The organism is Mycolicibacterium komossense (assembly GCF_025822605.1).
Lineage (GTDB): Bacteria > Actinomycetota > Actinomycetes > Mycobacteriales > Mycobacteriaceae > Mycobacterium > Mycobacterium komossense.
This window is the reverse complement of the sequence record NZ_JACKTY010000014.1, coordinates 108,620-122,115: the sequence shown is the minus strand read 5'-3', so window position 1 is coordinate 122,115 and position 13,496 is coordinate 108,620. Positions and strand designations below refer to the sequence as shown.

The 13,496-nt window shown below is 65.6% G+C and carries 9 protein-coding genes; 4 read left to right on the top strand and 5 right to left on the bottom strand.

The annotated features are described in order from the left end of the window. Window positions 1–146 precede the first annotated feature (146 nt). From H7J73_RS05040 to H7J73_RS05030, 3 genes are read left to right on the top strand one after another with little or no spacing between them, the layout of a single operon-like run. Window positions 147–1,163: a sensor domain-containing protein gene (locus H7J73_RS05040; RefSeq protein ID WP_264066147.1), complete on the top strand. Its 1,017-nt coding sequence runs from the start codon at window positions 147–149 to the stop codon at window positions 1,161–1,163. Between the two features lie 25 nt (window positions 1,164–1,188). Further along, window positions 1,189–1,584 carry a globin gene (locus H7J73_RS05035; protein WP_264066146.1) on the top strand — a complete coding sequence of 132 codons (396 nt, stop codon included), beginning with the start codon at window positions 1,189–1,191 and terminating at the stop codon, window positions 1,582–1,584. 32 nt (window positions 1,585–1,616) lie between these two features. After that, entirely contained in the window at window positions 1,617–3,188 is a 1,572-nt protein-coding gene (locus tag H7J73_RS05030; protein ID WP_264066145.1) for a glycoside hydrolase family 13 protein, read from the top strand. An 81-nt stretch (window positions 3,189–3,269) separates the two neighbouring features. On the opposite strand, the gene H7J73_RS05025 is transcribed toward H7J73_RS05030, so the two are convergent. The 5 genes from H7J73_RS05025 to ssb form a co-directional block, all read right to left on the bottom strand. Further along, on the bottom strand, window positions 3,270–3,953 hold the full coding sequence (locus H7J73_RS05025) for a DUF8185 domain-containing protein (protein ID WP_264066144.1): 684 nt from the start codon (window positions 3,951–3,953) through the stop codon (window positions 3,270–3,272). Continuing rightward, the gene (locus tag H7J73_RS05020; protein ID WP_264066345.1) at window positions 3,941–4,357 is read right to left on the bottom strand and encodes an acyl-CoA thioesterase; all 417 of its coding nucleotides are present in this window, start codon (window positions 4,355–4,357) and stop codon (window positions 3,941–3,943) included. The genes H7J73_RS05025 and H7J73_RS05020 overlap by 13 nt, the downstream gene beginning before the upstream one ends. A 20-nt stretch (window positions 4,358–4,377) precedes the next feature. Further along, complete coding sequence (locus H7J73_RS05015; RefSeq protein WP_264066143.1) at window positions 4,378–9,276, bottom strand: NAD-glutamate dehydrogenase; 4,899 nt, start codon at window positions 9,274–9,276, stop codon at window positions 4,378–4,380. 54 nt (window positions 9,277–9,330) lie between these two features. Next, window positions 9,331–11,004 carry an energy-dependent translational throttle protein EttA gene (gene ettA, locus H7J73_RS05010; RefSeq protein ID WP_264066142.1) on the bottom strand — a complete coding sequence of 558 codons (1,674 nt, stop codon included), beginning with the start codon at window positions 11,002–11,004 and terminating at the stop codon, window positions 9,331–9,333. 126 nt (window positions 11,005–11,130) lie between these two features. Then, window positions 11,131–11,649 carry a single-stranded DNA-binding protein gene (ssb, locus tag H7J73_RS05005; protein ID WP_264066141.1) on the bottom strand — a complete coding sequence of 173 codons (519 nt, stop codon included), beginning with the start codon at window positions 11,647–11,649 and terminating at the stop codon, window positions 11,131–11,133. Between the two features lie 180 nt (window positions 11,650–11,829). On the opposite strand from ssb, the gene atzF reads away from it, so the two are divergent. Continuing rightward, window positions 11,830–13,458: an allophanate hydrolase gene (atzF, locus tag H7J73_RS05000; protein ID WP_264066140.1), complete on the top strand. Its 1,629-nt coding sequence runs from the start codon at window positions 11,830–11,832 to the stop codon at window positions 13,456–13,458. The last annotated feature ends 38 nt before the right edge of the window (window positions 13,459–13,496 follow it).

The window sequence follows — 13,496 nt, the reverse complement described above, 5'->3', positions numbered from 1 at the left end:
CGCACGGCAATTTGTCTCGTGTTCGCAGGTCAATCCAGTGAACTTCATTTGACGTCTGTGCGACGGCAGGGTTCGACCGGCCCACCTGTGTGCGCCGATCAGGCCCGGTGCGATTGAATACCGGAACGCAGGAGGCACAGACACTGATGACTTACGGTCCCGACAACCCCGGCCCGACGGATCCGCAATATCCCTACGGCTACGGCTGGCCCCCTCCTCATGCCCAGCCCTATCCCCCGCCACCGAGCAACAAGATGGCGACCTGGTCGATCGTCTTTGCATTCCTGTTCGCCCCGATCGGAGCGGTGTTGGGGCACTTCGCGCTGGCCGATATCCGCGACCGGCACGAGCGTGGCCGAGACCGCGCGGTGCTCGGTCTGACGCTGTCCTACGCGGTGATCGTGATCGCCGCCGGGGCGTTGCTGGTGTGGGCGATCCACCCGGCGAATTCGGTCAGCTCGACCATTGCCGCGCCGATGACGACGTCAGCACCGTCGACGAGCACCAGCACGGCCACCCCGACCCCGAGCCCGACGACCACGCAGGCACCCAGCAACCCCGTGCTCGGCCAGGCCGACCTGCCGCGAGTGCTGCTGAGCCTCGACGAGGTGAAGGCCATCATGAAGACACCGAATCTGGCCCCCGTTGACTATTCCGGCGGCGGCCCCGGAGGTGGATCTGGAACGCCCGGAGGCCGAAGCGGCGCGCCGGAGCCGCCTGCTCCCCCCTGCTTCGACGCGATCATGGCGGGCCTCGACACGTCCTACAACGGGGCCGATTTCACCGGATACAAGGGCGCGCACTTCATGGATGCCACGACGGCGACGATCATCGACGAGGTGGTCACGACGTTCGACGACCACGCCGCCGCGCAGCGCTTCGTCGCACACCTGACGGATATCTGGAGTCGCTGCTCTGGCCAGACGGTCACCCTTCCGACGCCCGCAGGCAGCCCGTCGGTGGCCCTCGTCATCGGCAACGTGACGGCCACGACGGACGGGGCGGCGCTGCAGAACAAGCTGGCCGGCAAGTCCTTCACGCAGTACCGAACCGTGGCGTTGAAGGACAACGTCGTCGTCGATCTGGGCGCCATGGGGTTGCAGTTGACCACCGATCAGCCGGCGACGATCAAGGACCAGATCCTGGCCCGAATCCCGGGCTGAGCGGTCTCGGGCGACAATGGTGGGGATGTCTGACGAACCGCAGTCCTTCTACGACGCTGTTGGCGGCGCCGCCACCTTCCACGCGATCGTTGCCCGTTTCTACGAGCTGGTCGCCGAGGATGAAATCCTGCGCCCGCTCTACCCCGATGACGACATGGCTGGTGCCGAGGATCGGTTGCGGATGTTCCTCGAGCAGTACTGGGGCGGCCCGCGGACATATTCCGAACAGCGTGGGCATCCGCGGCTACGAATGCGCCACAATCCCTTCAAGATCGGCTTCCTCGAGCGTGACGCGTGGCTGCGGTGCATGCACACCGCCATCGCGTCCATCGACTCGACCACCCTGGACGACCCCCACCGCAAGCAACTGCTCGACTATCTCGAGATGGCCGCGCAGTCGATGGTCAACTCGGCGTTCTGACGCGTTCACGCCCGGCGACTAGGGTCGGTGCAGTGACAGACCTCAACACCCCCTGGTGGTCGGACGCCGTCTTTTATCAGGCTTACCCACGCTCCTTCCGCGACAGTGACGGTGATGGTGTCGGCGACCTGGACGGGGTGACCGCCGAGCTCGACTACCTCGACGACTTGGGTATCGACGCAATCTGGCTGAATCCGGTCATGGTGTCACCCATGGCAGATCACGGTTATGACGTCGCCGATCCACGCGACGTCGATCCGCTGTTCGGCGGCATCGGCGCCCTGCACCGCCTGATCGAGGCGGCACACGCCCGCGGCATCAAGATCACCATGGATCTAGTGCCCAATCACACGAGTTCACAACATGTCTGGTTCCGCGAGGCATTGGCCGCGGGTGCCGGCAGCGTCCAGCGCGCGCGCTACATCTTCCGCGACGGCAGCGGTCCGCACGGCCAGCACCCGCCCAACAACTGGGTGTCGGTGTTCGGCGGTCCGGCCTGGACCCGCGTGGTCGAGCCCGACGGCAACGTGGGCCAGTGGTATCTACACCTCTTCGATCCCGAACAGCCCGACCTCAACTGGGAGAACCCCGAGATCTTCGCGGATCTGGAGAAGACGCTGCGATTCTGGTTGGACCTGGGCGTCGACGGGTTCCGCATCGACGTCGCGCACGGCATGGCAAAACCGGCCGGCTTGCCGGATATGCGAAACCCTGACCTGCCGATGCTGACCCTCGACGATGACGACCCACGCTTCAATCACGACGGTGTACACGAGATCCACCGCTTCATCCGGCGCGTCCTCAACGACTATCCGAACGCGGTGACGATCGGTGAGATCTGGGTGTTCGACAACGAGGACTTTGCCAAGTATCTGCGGCCCGACGAACTACACCTGGGCTTCAACTTCCGGCTGGTCCGCGCGAAGTTCGACGCTGTCGAGGTTCGCGAGGCGATCGAAAACTCTTTGGCTGCAGCAGAACTGGCAGGTTCGCCGGCGACCTGGACATTGTCCAACCATGACGTCGAGCGCGAGGTCAGCCGTTACGGCGGCGGAGCTGCCGGATTGGCCAGGGCCAACGCGATGGCCATGGTCATGTTGGCGTTGCCGGGCATCGTGTTCGTGTACAACGGCGAAGAGCTGGGCCTGCCCAACGTGGATCTGCCCGACGAAGTACTGCAGGACCCGACGTGGGAGCGTTCGGGGCACGAAGAACGTGGCCGCGACGGCTGCCGGGTGCCGATGCCGTGGGACGGCGGCACACCACCGTTCGGCTTCTCGACCAACCCGGATACCTGGCTGCCGATACCGGCCGAGTGGGCCGCGTTGACCGTCGACAAACAGCGTGCCGACGAAGACTCGACGCTGGCCTTCTTCCGACGGGCCATCCACTTGCGCAAGCAGACAGCACAATTCAGCGGCACAGACATCACCTGGCAGGACACCGACGATGAGGCTCTGGTGTTTCGCACCGGAGGCGGCCTGACCTGCGCGCTGAACACCGGCAGTGTCGCGGTGGCGCTGCCCGCCGGCGAGGTGCTGCTCAGTAGCGCACCGCTGGCCGACGGTGAGCTTCCCCCGAACACCGCGGTGTGGCTGATCTGACCCCGATTACCGCGAGCAGACGTAAAAATCCCGTCGGGCGCGGATATCGATGGATGTTTGCGTCTGTTCGCGCAAGATAATTCAGCGCAGGACGACAGCCGGGTTACCGCGGCGGCGGTACACCGAGCCGAACCGGGCGTCGATGCGCAGCCAGGTCGGCAACACCCTGATCCGCACGATCTCGTCGGGGGCGACCGACTCCGGCGCGAAGTCGTCACCGGCATTGCTCGACTGCGGAAGAAAACCCATTGCCGTCAAGGCGAATACGCACCGCATGGGGATGCCCACGGTCAGGTCCCCCGAGCTGACGCTGATAACTTCCTGATCCAGTAGTGAAACCGGTGGCCCCTGCCCACTGCCGTGCTCGCGGGCCAGGGCAACACCGCGCTGAGCCAGATCGAGCATCACCCGGGCCGGCACATCGTCCAGGTGCATGAAACCCGAGTCCGGCGGCAAGACGCCGCGCCAGGCCGAATCCATCGCGAAACCCGGGTTCACATAGCCGGACTCGGATGCCACCAGGGCACGGGAGAGTTCGTCGGCTCCGGCGGACAGGTCGTCCGGCCGTACCCGCCCTTGCAGTGCCCGTGCCGCCAGTACGTCGAAACCCGTTGCCAGCCAGGCCATCAGGGTGTCCTCGGACCGCTTCCGGAAGCGAATCACCGCGGCATCGTCGAGCCGCAAAGCCCTTTCGGTGAATGCGGCGAGGTCGATACGCTGCGCCTCGTCGGCCAGCCAGATGCCTCGCTCCGCTACCTCAACCACTGCTCGAGATACTCCCGGTGGTGCGGCGACAACCGCACCAACCGTTGCTCATCGATGTCGAAGGCCGCGAGTTGCGTCTCGGCTATCACGGCCGGCTTCGACTGCGGATCGGCGTTCACCGAGCGCACCTCGTACCCGAGTGTGAAGTCCACCGCGCGCAGCCGGTTGACCCAGATCGTCACCTGCAGAGGGGAGTCGACCAGTCGCAGCTGGCCCTTGTAGGCCACTTTCACCTCGGCGATCAGCAGCCCGGTGGTGGTGATGTCGGCACCGAACGCCTCGGCGAGGAACGGAATCCGCGCCTCTTCGAGCATGGTGACCATGGTGGCGTGGTTGACATGCTGGTACATGTCGATATCCGACCACCGCACCGGAACGGGTGCGACAAAGCCGGTCTTGGCCAGACCGGGTGCCGCTCCATCACTCAACCGTTGGACCTCGTCCCGCTCGTCCGCGCCATGCTGCGCAGCTGCCGTGCTGCGACGGATAACGTGGCCAGGTCGCGCTCGTCGTCGGCGTAGATCTCCCCCAGGGTCCGACGGGCCCGCGCGACGCGCGACCCGTTGGTGTGCTCCCACTCGGCGATCTTCTCTTCACCGTTCTCGTCCGGTTCACCGACCGCCAGCACGTCGAAGCACAGCGCCCGCAACGATCCATAGATATCGTCGCGAATGGCCAGGCGCGCCAACGAATGCCAACGGTCATCACGCGGCAGCCTCGACACCGCAACCAGCAGCGCGTCCGTGCCGAGGTGGTCGATCAACGTGAAGTAGGTGTCGGCGACCTCGGCCTCGTCCCGTTCGAGGATGTCGGCGATGTCGATGATGTCGAGCAGGCTGTACTGGTAAAGGCCGGTCGCCACCGTGTAAGCCAGATCCTGCGGTGCACCGAAGGAGGCGAACTCGCCGGCTTCCTTCTCGACGATCTCGCGATCAGCCCCGCGCAGCCATTCAGACATGTGCGGGGTCAGCTTGGCGACCTTGGCCGCGAACCGGTTGATCTCGGCGCCGACCGCCAATGGCTGCGGTCGGTAGTTGAGCAGCCAGCGGCCGGCCCGGTCGATCAGGCGGCGCAGGTCCAGCGTCATCCGGTCTGAAACATGAACCGGCAGGCCATTTTCCTCGCTGGCCGCCCGGATCCGCCGCCACACGTCACCCACGCCGAAGATGGCGTCGGTGGCGACGAAGGTCCGCACCGCGTCCACCGGCCCGACGCCCACGTCCTCGGCAACCCGGAACGCGTAGGTGATGCCTCCGGTATCGACGAGGTCGTTGACCAGCATGGTGGTGACTATTTCCCGGCGCAGCTGATGCGAGCGGATGTCGGGACCGAACAACTCCTGCATCCGAGTCGGAAAGTAACGCGGCAGCCTGGACGCGAAGACTTCCTGATCGGGCAGATCGGTGGCCAGGATGTCATCTTTGAGCGCGAGTTTGACGTGTGCCATCAGCGTCGCGAGTTCTGGTGAGGTCAACCCCAAGCCGAGTTCTTGGCGGCGCCGGAACTCCTTCTCCGTCGGCAGCGCCTCGAGTGCGCGGTTGAGCCCACGCGTCGCCACCAGATTCCTGATCTGGCTGGCATGCACGTTGAGCAGGCTCGCTGCGTTGGCCCGGCTGGTGCCCATCAGATCGTTCTGATCGCGGTTGTCTTTGAGCACCAGCTCGCCGACCTCGTCGGTCATCGACAGCAGCAGGTTCGTCCGATCGGCCGGCTTGACCTTGCCCGCGGTCACCATCGCATCGATGAGGATCTTGATGTTGACCTCGTGATCGGAGCAGTCCACGCCCGCGGAGTTGTCCAGGGCGTCGGTGTTGCACCGTCCACCGTTGAGCTCGAACTCGATCCGGCCCAGCGGCGTGATGCCGAGGTTGCCACCCTCGCCGATCACCTTGGCGCGCACCTGATTTGCGTTGACCCGGACCGCGTCGTTGGCACGGTCGCCGACGGCCGCATCGGACTCGTTCTCCGCCTTGAAGTAGGTGCCGATGCCGCCGTTGTAGAACAGGTCGACCGGGGCCCGCAGGATCGCACTGGCCAATTTCGGCGGCGACAACTCGGTCACATCCGCGTCGATGCCCAGCGCGGCCCGGACCTCGGGGCTCAGCGGGATGGTCTTCTGCTCGCGACTGAAGACGCCACCACCCGCGCTGATCAACGATTTGTCGTAGTCATCCCAGCTGGACCTCGGGAGCTCGAACAGCCGTCGCCGTTCCGCCCACGAGATGGCAGCATCCGGGTTGGGGTCGAGGAAGAAGTGCCGATGATCGAACGCCGCGACGAGCCGGATGTGTTTGGACAACAGCATGCCGTTGCCGAAGACGTCACCGCTCATATCGCCGACCCCGGCGACGGTGAAGTCTTCCGACTGCGTGTCGACGCCCATCTCACGGAAGTGGCGTTTGACGCTCTCCCAGCAGCCTCTGGCGGTGATCCCCATCGCTTTGTGGTCATAGCCGACCGATCCGCCGGAGGCGAAGGCGTCACCGAGCCAGAAGCCGTAGGACTTCGCGACGTCGTTGGCGATATCGGAGAACGTGGCGGTGCCTTTGTCGGCCGCCACCACGAGGTAGGCGTCGTCGCCGTCGCGCCGAACCACGTCCGCGGGGGTGACCACCAGACCATTGCTCTGGTCGACGTTGTCGGTGACGTCGAGCAACCCTGCGATGAACAGCTTGTAGCAGGCGACACCCTCGGTGCGGGTTGCCTCCCGGTCGGCGGCGGCGTCACCGGTGAGCACCGGTGGGCGCTTGACGACGAATCCACCTTTGGCGCCGACGGGCACGATGACGGCGTTCTTGACGGCCTGCGCCTTGACGAGTCCGAGGATCTCGGTGCGGAAATCTTCGCGCCGGTCCGACCAGCGCAGTCCGCCACGGGCCACCGGGCCGAACCGCAGATGCACACCCTCGACACGGGGCGAGTACACGAAGATCTCGAATCTCGGCCGCGGCAGCGGAAGTTCGTCGATCAGGCCGGGGTTCAGCTTGATCGACAGCACGTTCTGGCTCCGGGCCGAATCCGGGCGCGTCACAAAGTAATTGGTTCGCAGAGTGGCCTGGACCAGGGCTGCGAACGCGCGCAGGCAGCGGTCGGTATCGAGGCTGACCAGTGCGTCGATATCCGCCGCGACGGCTGCAGCGGCCCGTTGCGCGTCACGGCCGTTGGGAGCCGGCTCCGGATCAAACAGAGCTTCGAACAAGTCGACGAGAGAGCGCGCGGTGCCCGCATTCTCGTTGAGCACGGACTCGATATGCGACTGGCTGTAGGGAAAACCAGCCTGCCGCAGGTACTTCGCGTAAGCCCGCAGGATCACGACCTGCTGCCAGGTCAGACCGGCCCGCAGGACCAGCTCGTTGAACCGGTCGATTTCGACGCGGCCCTGCCAGATCGCGGTGACGGCGTCGGCGAACCGGCGGGCCAGCTCGTCACGGGCCGGCCCCGGCTCGACGTCCTGAACACTGCGGTGCGGCGCGATCTTGAACTGGTAGATCCAGACCGGCAGACCGTCGGGGCGCACCACGGTGAACGGCCGCTCTTCGAGCACGACGACACCCATGCACTGCAACATCGGCAGCAGCTGGCTCAGCGACGCCGAACGCCCACCCAGATACCAGGTCAGCTGCGAGGTTCCGTCCTCGCCGCCCTCGGAGAACACCAACTTGACCGAATCGTCGTCGAGTTCCTCGATGATGGCGATGTCGTCGATGGCGGCCACTGGCGAAACGGCCTGCTTGTAGACCTCGGGGAAGGCGCGCGCGTAGTGCTCGGCCTCGACCTGGCCGATGGAACCACCCAGTACCGCGCCGATCAGCCGGTCGCCCCAGGTTCTGGCCGCTTCGGTCAGCAGGCGCTGAATGCGGGTCTCGTTGGCCAGGGAAACGTCGATATCCTGTTGACGCGAGCCGACCGGCAGCCGGACCGTGAAATGCACCAGCGCCCAGGGGGATTCGCTGACCCGAGCGGTGTATTCGAGGCTGACGCCGCTGAGCTCGCGCAGCAGGATGTCCTGCATCTCCAGGCGAACCGCGGTGGTGTAGCGGTCGCGAGGGAGGTACACCAGGCAGGAGACGAAATGACCGAGCTGGTCGGCCCGCATGAACAGCAGCGCCCGCCGGCGGGAGCCCAGATCGACCACAGCCATTGCCATATCCAGCAATTCGTGGGCGCTGAGCGCAAACAGCTCCGAACGCGGCACCGTCTGGATGATGTCGAGCAGCAGCTGGCCGGGGTGGCTCGGATCCTTGGCCGCCAGCTCGAGGGCTTCCTGGACCCGTCGCGAGATCAGCGGAATCTCCAACACGTTCGCATTCATCGCGGCGACTGTGAACAACCCGACGAAGCGGTGCTCAATCGCCGTGTCGTCACCCGGGCTTTCACGAACCACCACGATGTAGGGGGACGCGCCGTGGCGCAGGAAGCTCGGAATGGTGGCCTGCGCCAACACCAGCAGATCGCTGGAATCGGTCAGCTCAGGCAGCACACCTTGGTGCAGTCGCAGCACACCTAGCCGGCTGGACCGGTCGACCGTCGCCTGCCCGTCGCGCACCGGGCACGACTGTGAGCCCAGGAGCACGAAATGCCCGTCTGCCAGCCAGCGCAACAAGTTCGCGACATCGGTGCGATCCGGACCCGGGAAACGTGAGCCCTGATCGGCGTCGATCTCGTCGGCGAGACTCTGCACTGTGCTGGTCATCGCTGCCGAGTCGATGGCGACCTGGCGCGCATCCGCGAGGGCGTCGGGCAGCAGCCGCTGCACCTCGGCGAGCGCCGTGCGATCCACCGACGGGGAGAGCTGCACGTGGATCCAGGTTTCAAATGTCTGACCGGGGCTACCGTCGCCCAGAACGGCATCCTGGCCGGCGCTGGACACGTCGAGCAGGTCCCCGTCCGGGTTGCGCAGCACCCGCAGCACGGGGTTCATCACCGCGAGGTAGGCCACTCCGAGGCGGTGCAGCAGCACGGTGACAGAGTCCATCAGCAAGGAGGCGTCCGTCCGCAACGGGGCGTTTTCGGTCACCACCTGCAGCGCGGGCCCGAAGCCTGCTGGATCGTCGGTGGCGTACACCGCCACGCTCGTCTCGCCGGAGCGCCGCCGATGAGCCAGGGTGTACTGCGCGGTGACCAGAGCCGCGGGCACGAGGTCTGCGTCGACACGACGCAGCGGGCCGGTATCCATGGCGTCCGCCTCGGCCCCCGGGGCATCACTGTGTGGCCCCCGATAGGTGTCGAGATAGGCCCGGCTGAGGTCATCGAGGGTCGCGGGGTCGAGTTGCACCCCGCCGACCGCACCGTCGACATCAGTTGACCCTGGATTCACTGCCATACGAACCGCTCCCTGACTCGGCTGCGTGCCGCCGTTGGCACGCAGCCGACCACATTAGTCGCGTGTGAGCCTGCGGTGGGTCACCCGGTGGGGACGCGCGGCGTCGGCACCGAGCCGTTCCAATTTGTTCTCCTCGTAGCCACCGAAGTTGCCTTCGAACCAGAACCACTTCGCCTCGTTGTCGGCGTCGCCTTCCCAGGCCAGGATGTGGGTGCAGGTGCGGTCGAGGAACCACCGATCGTGCGAGATAACCACGGCGCATCCGGGAAATTGCTGCAGAGCGTTCTCCAACGAGCTCAGCGTCTCGACGTCCAGGTCGTTGGTCGGCTCATCGAGCAGGATGAGGTTGCCGCCTTCTTTGAGGGTGAGCGCCAGGTTCAGCCGGTTACGTTCACCACCGGAGAGCACCCCCGCCGGCTTCTGTTGGTCCGGGCCCTTGAAGCCGAACGCCGACACATAGGCACGCGACGGCACCTCGTTCTGGCCGACCTCGATGAAGTCCAGCCCGTCGGAGACGACCTGCCAGACATTCTTCTTCGGATCGATACCGCCGCGGTTCTGGTCGACGTAGCTCAGCTTGACCGTCTCGCCGACCTTGACTGTGCCACTATCAGGCTCTTCCAGCCCGACGATGGTCTTGAACAGCGTGGTCTTGCCGACACCGTTGGGACCGATGACACCCACGATGCCGTTGCGCGGCAACGTGAAGGATAAATCCTTGATCAGGATGCGACCGTCGAAACCTTTGTCCAGATTCTTTGTCTCGACCACGATGTTGCCCAGCCGGGGTCCCGTAGGGATCTGGATTTCCTCGAAGTCGAGTTTGCGGGTCTTCTCCGCCTCGGCCACCATCTCTTCGTAGCGGCCCAGGCGTGCCTTGTTCTTGGCCTGCCGGGCCTTGGCGCCGGAGCGGACCCAGGCCAGCTCTTCTTCCAGTCGCTTCTGCAGCTTCTGGTCTTTGCGCCCCTGGACTGCCAGCCGCTCGGCCTTCTTCTCCAGATAGGTGGAGTAGTTGCCCTCATACGGGTAGGCCCGACCACGGTCGAGTTCCAGAATCCACTCCGCGACGTTGTCGAGGAAGTACCGGTCGTGGGTGACGGCGAGGATGGCGCCAGGGTAATCGGCGAGGTGCTTCTCCAACCACAGCACGCTTTCGGCGTCCAGGTGGTTGGTGGGCTCGTCGAGCAGCAGCAGATCAGGCTCCGACAACAGCAGCTTGCACAGCGCGACGCGGCGCTTCTCACCACCGGAGAGGTGGGTGACCGGCTCATCCGGCGGCGGGCAACGCAGGGCATCCATCGCCTGCTCGAGCTTGGAGTCCAGATCCCAGGCGTCAGCCGCGTCGAGCTCCTCCTGGAGCTGGCCCATCTCTTCCATCAACTCGTCGGTGTAGTCGGTGGCCATCAGCTCGGCCACCTCGTTGTACCGGTTGAGCTTCGCCTTGATCGGCACACCGTCCTCGACGTTCTCGCGGACTGTCTTCGTCTCGTCGAGCTTCGGTTCCTGCATCAAAATGCCGACCGAGGCGCCGTTGGCGAGGAAGGCGTCGCCGTTGTTCGGCTGGTCGAGACCGGCCATGATCCGCAAGACGCTCGACTTGCCGGCCCCGTTGGGACCGACGACGCCGATCTTGGCTCCCGGAAGGAAGTTCAGGGTGACATCGTCGAGGATGACTTTGTCGCCGTGCGCCTTGCGGACCTTTTTCATCGTGTAGATGAACTCAGCCATGCCGCAGTGTCGCCTTTCTGGTCTGCATAAATTCGGTGTAACTCGGGCACCATCCTAGGCGGGTGACGCAGTGCCGAGGTACGAGGCATGAGGAGCCCGGAATTCAGACCAGAGCGGGTATCCGCATCAAGCCGACAGTGGCAGCGCCCGTCGTGCGTCATCGCCGGGACCATCTTGGACATCCCCGTGGGACCCGTCCGCCCGATCGTCCTCGGCACAGTCAACAGCGTCAGCGCCCTCAGATGTTCCGCCGGGTGCGCCGACGGGTGTTGCGGCGGCGACTCCTGGCTGGCCGTGCTTCTCGATCTTCGCGATGTAGCGAGATAGGTCCGGCCCGACCGCGCTTGCCCGCAACTCCATCGATGACCGCCGGACACCCTCTCGGTCTTCGTATTCGCTGGTGTAGACCTGCCCGACGACGATCACCGCGTCGCCCTTGGCGAGGCTGGCACCGACCCCGGTGGCGAGCTTGCCCCAGCAGTTCACCGTGACGAACAGCGAGTTCCCCGCCTCCCAGCTGCCGTCGCCGGTGCGGCGCCGCGCGTTGCTGGCCACCCGGAACTTCATCACCTCCTGTTCGCCGACGCGGCGGCGCTGCGGGTCGGTGACGATTCTCCCGATCACGGTCAATGGTGTTTCGAACATCGCTGCGTTCCTTCTGTCGTGGTGTGCATTCCGATCGCGGCATCTCTGCGGTGCCGCTGATGCCATTCATCTCCGGACTGGGGACAGAGATCGTCGATCCATCGCCACGGCCCGCGGGCCTGTGGACAAAGTCGCAACTGTGGAGTCGCACAAATACCTGTCGACCACTAGGTTTGTCGGATGGCCGTCTGGATCAGCCGCCGACCACAGGCAGAGGTCGATGCCGCTCTCGCGCAGAGCAGCGCGGCCGCAGGTTCGCTGGCCGGTATCCGACTGGCGGTCAAGGACAACGTCGACGTCGCCGGTCTGCCCACCACCGCCGGATGCCCGGAATTCGCCTACCAACCCAGCGCTGATGCACCCGCAGTCGCCGCGCTGCGAGCAGCGGGTGCGGTCGTGCTCGGTAAGACAAATCTGGACCAGTTCGCCACCGGCCTGGTCGGCAGCCGATCCCCTTACGGTGCGGTATCCGACAGCAGGCGTCCGGATTACATCAGCGGCGGATCCAGCTCCGGTTCGGCCGTCGCCGTCGCACTGGGCGAGGCCGATATCGCCATCGGGACCGACACCGCGGGATCGGGTCGGGTGCCCGCCGGACTGCAGGGCATCGTCGGGATCAAACCGACCCTCGGGGTCATCAGCACCGACGGCGTCGTTCCGGCCTGCGAATCCTATGACTGCGTCACGATTTTCGCCGCCGACCTGGAGCTGGCGAACCGGGCCATGGCGGCGATGGCTGGGGGCGCCGCAGCCCGGCCGTGGCCGGCAGACACCGCGCTCGCCGCGCCACCCCGACCTGTCGTAGCGATACCCGACGAACTACCCGGCCTCGATGCAACCTGGCAGAAGGCGTTCGGCGACGCCGTCGGCCGGCTGTCCGAGGCAGGTGCGCAGATCGTCACGGTCGAGATCGCCCCATTCCTGGCCGCCGCCACATTGCTGTATGAGGGCGCGCTGGTGAGCGAACGATACGCTGCTGTAGGCGAATTCATCGATGCACATCAGGATGCCGCCCTCGATCCGGTGGTTGCCGGCATCGTCACCGGCGCCCGTGGCATCCCGGCGCATCGGCTGGTTCGCGACCTGCGGGAGGTCAAGGACCTGCGACGCACGGCGATGGCCCTCCTAGCCGGAGCTGACGCGATGATGGTGCCCACCGCACCGACCCACCCGCGCCTCGACGAGGTGGCCGCCGATCCCGTCGGCGTGAACTCGAAGATGGGCACTTACACCAACTTCTGCAATCTGTTCGATATGTGTGGCGTCTCGGTGCCCGCAGGCAAGGCCGGCGACGCACAGTTCGGCGTGACGATCCTCGGCCGCGCGTTCGACGACGCAGTGGCTCTCGACATCGCCGCCCTGGTGATGAATGTCCAAGCACCACAGCACGCCTGGCCGCTCACAGTTGCGGCGAACACAGAGCTGATCGTGTTCGGTGCCCATCTTCGCGGAGGTCCGTTGGTGCATCAGCTCACCGACTTGGGCGCCCGGTGGGCCGGTGAGCTGAACACCGCAGCGCGCTACCGGATGTCGGTACTGGACACCACGCCCGTCAAACCCGCGATCGGACGGGTCCCCGACGATGCTGCCGGGGCGTCCCTGTACGGGCATCGCTGGGTGCTGTCACCGGCCGCCCTCGGCATATTCCTGGCGGCTCTACCCGCGCCGATGCAGCTCGGCAAGGTCGAATTCGCCGACGGCACCTGGCGAACCGCGTTCGGCTGCGACGGCACGGCGGCCGCAAGCGGGAAGGACATCAGCTCCTACGGAAGTTGGCCCGCTGCAATGGAAGCCGGCGCCCTCGGCTAACCGTCGCGGTCAACGCGCCGGCGATCGACGGGGCGGCC